The sequence below is a fragment of the Anaerovibrio sp. genome (assembly GCF_051866355.1).
Taxonomy (GTDB): Bacteria; Bacillota; Negativicutes; order Selenomonadales; family Selenomonadaceae; genus Anaerovibrio.
In genome coordinates this window covers 1-4029 of record NZ_JBJDWZ010000034.1, presented here as the reverse complement: position 1 = coordinate 4029, position 4029 = coordinate 1, and the positions used below count along the sequence as shown (strand labels likewise).

Annotated in this window: 3 protein-coding genes; all 3 read right to left on the bottom strand. The window is 53.0% G+C overall.

The features are described 5' to 3' along the window. Nucleotides 1–126 precede the first annotated feature (126 nt). The 3 genes from ACI3UA_RS02015 to ACI3UA_RS02005 all read right to left on the bottom strand — a co-directional run bounded on the left by ACI3UA_RS02015 (nucleotide 127) and on the right by ACI3UA_RS02005 (nucleotide 3891). Nucleotides 127–1371 (bottom strand): ATP-binding protein, encoded by a 1245-nt coding sequence (locus tag ACI3UA_RS02015; RefSeq protein ID WP_439723167.1) that lies wholly within the window; start codon nucleotides 1369–1371, stop codon nucleotides 127–129. Between the two features lie 92 nt (nucleotides 1372–1463). Further along, complete coding sequence (locus tag ACI3UA_RS02010) at nucleotides 1464–2693, bottom strand: LL-diaminopimelate aminotransferase (protein WP_439723166.1); 1230 nt, start codon at nucleotides 2691–2693, stop codon at nucleotides 1464–1466. A gap of 319 nt (nucleotides 2694–3012) precedes the next feature. Continuing rightward, the gene (locus ACI3UA_RS02005; protein ID WP_439723165.1) at nucleotides 3013–3891 is read right to left on the bottom strand and encodes a LysR family transcriptional regulator; all 879 of its coding nucleotides are present in this window, start codon (nucleotides 3889–3891) and stop codon (nucleotides 3013–3015) included. Nucleotides 3892–4029 lie beyond the last annotated feature (138 nt).

The following is a 4029-nucleotide window of genomic DNA, read 5'->3' as shown; positions in this document are numbered from 1 at the left end:
GCTGATGATATGGTACATGGTTTTGGCTGAGAATGTAACGAAAAAAGCACTCTGTTCGTTTTTGAACAGGGTGCTTTTCATTTTGCTTATTTGCAGGCTTATTGCAGTATGATGCGCTTAGCTGTGTCAGTCATCCTGCATCTGTCCCAGATAGTGGGTGACGAACTGGCGGGCGGAGCGTCCGGAGCGTCCGGAGTGCTCAAGGTTCCAGCGGTGCCCCAGTATGCGCAGCTCCTCACGGTCAAGGGAGATGCCCTCCTGCTGCAGATAGTGGTCGATGATGTCCAGGTATTCATCCTGGGTAGGCTCAAGATAGGTGATGATAAGACCGAAGCGGTCGGACAGGGAGATGGTTTCGTTGATGCTGTCGTTTCGGAACAGCTCGTCCTGCTGGTCGTTCCTGTCGCGCCAGGTTTCCCGTATGAGGTGACGGCGGTTGGAGGTGGCATAAATCAGCACGTTTTCTGGTCTGGACTCCACGCCGCCCTCGATGGCGGATTTCAGGTACTTGTAGTCGCTGTCGGATTCCTCAAAGGACAGGTCGTCAAAGAAGATGATGAAGCGCTTGCTGGCGTACTGGCGCAGGCTTGCCATGATTTTTGGCAGGTCGCTGAGCTGGGATTTCTGCATCTGGATGAGGCGCAGTCCGTCCGTGTAGTACGCTTTTGCCAGTGCCTTGACGCCGGAGGACTTGCCTGTGCCTCTGGAGCCTACCAGCAGTACGTTGTTGGCAGGGCGGCGGCGGATAAAGGCCAGGGTGTTGCCGATGAGCTGTTCCTTCTGACGCTTGTAGGCGATAATATCCTCAAAATCCATCGCCTCAAAGTGGCGGATGCCCTGCAGCTTCTGGTGCTTGCTGTTCCAGCAGAAGGCAGGATAGGAGGCAATCTCGCCGTAGCCGTACCGGGCATAGTAGGTCAGGAAGGCTTCCGTGATTTCTTCCGGTGTGGTTTTGCCGGACAGCTGCTGCTCCAGATATTCGGTGGCCTCCAGCTTCTGAGGCAGGGAAGGGATGTAGTCGTCCAGCAGTTTTACATTGACAATATCCACGGCCTTCTCGGAGAGTGCCGGCAGCAGCTTTTTCATATCATGGATGAAGGCATCCTGCAGGCTGGTGCCGATGTTGCCGCCGGCGGCCTCTGCCATTTTTGCCGCCAGGCAGCCCTCCTGGCTTAGAAGGTGCAGGAACAGGGCACGGATAAGGTTGCCGCTCCAGCCTTCCTGCTCGGCCTTTTCCATCAGGTGTCCGGCAAAGCGGTGGCTGGCGGATAAATCGTCAGGCGATGCCACTGCCTCCGCCAGCTCCTGTATCAGCTTGTCCTTTAATATGTTTCTGCATACCAGCAGATTTTGTAAGTCAAGTGTTACCATAAAAATGCCTCCATTGTGTAAAATGCAATAGCCCCCCGATATGGAGGGCCATTAATCATTTTATATGTATTTGAAAAAAAGTCAAGTATGGGTCAGAACTTCAGGCTGTTTCTGATGCGGTCAACTGCCTCAATGGTCTTTTCCCTGTTGCCGAAGGAGGTGAGGCGGAAATAGCCTTCGCCGCAAGGACCGAAGCCTGCGCCCGGAGTGCCCACGATATGCACATCATTCAGGAGCTTGTCAAAGAAGTCCCAGGATGGCATGTTGTCAGGTGTTTTCAGCCAGATGTAAGGGGCGTTGACGCCGCCGAAGGCAGTCACGCCTGCCGCAGTAAGTCCCTCGCGGATAATGCGGGCGTTTTCCATGTAGTAGCCAATCATTTCCTTGACCTGTGCCTTGCCCTCCGGGGTGAAAATGGCCTCCGCGCCCCGCTGGATGATGTAGGCGGTGCCGTTGAATTTGGTGGTGTGGCGGCGGTTCCACAGCGGGTTCAGTGCCTGCCGGGAGCCGTCGGCCGCCTTGCCGGTAACGGTCTTTGGCAGTACGATATAGCCGCAGCGGGTGCCGGTGAAGCCCGCCGTCTTGGAGAAGGAGCGGAACTCGATAGCGCACTCCTTGGCCTCCGGAATCTCAAAGATGGTGCGTGGTACATCGTCCTCGGTGATGTAGGCGTTGTAGGCGGCATCAAAGAGAATGACGGAGTCATTTTCCAGGGCGTAATCCACCCACTTTTTCAGCTGTGCACGGGTGAGGGTTGTGCCGGTCGGATTATTTGGGCAGCAGAGGTAAATCAGGTCGACGCGCTTTTCCGGCAGCTCCGGGCAGAAGTTGTTCTCGGCGTTGCAGGCCAGATAGGTAACGCCTGCATAGCGGCCATCAGGCTGCAGGGTGCCGGTGCGCCCTGCCATGACATTGGTATCAAGGTATACAGGGTATACCGGGTCAGTGATGGCAATGGTGTTGTCGGTGCTGAAAATTTCCTGAATGTTGCCGCAGTCGCTCTTGGCACCATCGGATACGAACACCTCGTCAGCCTCGATGCCCAGTCCCTTGTAGTTGTTCTCGATGATTTTTTCCACCAGGAAGCTGTAGCCCTGCTCCGGGCCGTAGCCCCGGAAGGTATCTGCGGCGGCCATTTCGTCTACTGCCCTGTGCATGGCCTGGATGCAGGCATCAGGCAGGGGCAGGGTAACGTCACCTATGCCCAGGGAAATGACGTCTGCCTCAGGATGGGCTTCGATGAAAGCGGCTCTCCTGCGGGCTGTTTCCCTGAAAAGATAGCTGCCAGCCAGCTTCAAATAGTTATCATTAATGTTTGCCATAAAATCTCCTCCTGTTTCTTGTAAATTTGTTTTCTTCATACAGCGGCATAATGATGCGATTTAGTACAGTATCATGCAATGGGACAATAATGCAATAGTGTGTTGAGGCACGGCACATACCATGAGCCTGCAACATCACGGCACATATCACGACTACATGCCACAAAAAAACAGGCAACAGACAGCCGGCTGATTGTCTGGCAAGCATCCCCCTCCGGCTATCCTGTCACCTGTCGTTGGTGTAATGTATTTATTTCGTTTCTGTAGTATAACAGAATTTACATACTTTGTAAATAGCTTATTCGGTTTATTAAGCCGACTAGCCTTCCTTCATGGTATTGCGGCAGAAATCAATGAAGGACTGGGCGGCGTTGCTGATGTAGCGGTCCTTTTTCCAGGCCAGCCCCAGATCCACAAAGAGAGGGTCGTCAAAAGGCACGGCCTTGATGCCGGGCGCTCCCTTGACGATGAAGTCCAGCAGGAAGGCGATGCCCACGTTGGAGGCAATTAGTCCCTTGACGGTTTCTATCTGGTTGGATTCCAGCACAATCTCCGGCATGATGTTGGCGCGCTTTATCTTGCTCAGCACCAGCTGACGCAGGAAGGAGCCCTCTTTCAGCATAATCAGGTCGGCATTGGCCACATCGTTGATGGAGATGCTGCTTTTCTTTGCTAGAGGGTGCTTCTCCGGAATGCACGCCACAATCTGGTTTCTGGACATAGGCAGGAGCTGCAGGCTGGCAGAGGCATCCGAGATAATGACGATGCCGAAGTCAAGGTCGTCGCGCTCCAGCTGCTCCCTGATGGTCATGGAGCCTTCCTCGTAGAGGTAGATGTCCAGGTGAGGGTACAGCTGCTGGAAGCTGGAGAAAATCTTCGGGAACAGGTAGGCGCCAATCATGGACGGTATGCCTATCTTGATGGTGCCCTTCTGCAGCTGCTTGTAGTCGTTTACCTCCAGCACGGCATCCTGTATGCTCCTGAGCGCAAGCTCGATACGGTTCAGGAAGATGTTGCCCTCCGGCGTCAGGGAAAGCTGTTTCTGGCTGCGGTCAAACAGCTTGATGCCCAGCTCAGATTCCAGCTTCTTGATGGCCACCGTAATATTCGGCTGGGAAACATTGAGGCGCTCGGCCGCCCTCGTGATGTTTTTCAGCCTGCTTGCCATTTGGAAGTATTCCAGTTGTCGCAATTCCATACATTATCACTCCGATGCATTTTTATTCGTCTGTATATACTAAAGTAATAAATTCGAGTTATTTAAAATTTATTATATCATATATCAAAAAAATAGTTAAGGATTTTTATGATATTATAAAGAAAAATTATTTTAGTA

Bases quoted from the DNA above. Each gene is read 5' to 3' on its own strand.
- ACI3UA_RS02015 (WP_439723167.1), bottom strand. From the start codon at position 1,371: ATGGTAACACTTGACTTACAAAATCTGCTGGTATGCAGAAACATATTA.
- ACI3UA_RS02010 (WP_439723166.1), bottom strand. From the start codon at position 2,693: ATGGCAAACATTAATGATAACTATTTGAAGCTGGCTGGCAGCTATCTT.
- ACI3UA_RS02005 (WP_439723165.1), bottom strand. From the start codon at position 3,891: ATGGAATTGCGACAACTGGAATACTTCCAAATGGCAAGCAGGCTGAAA.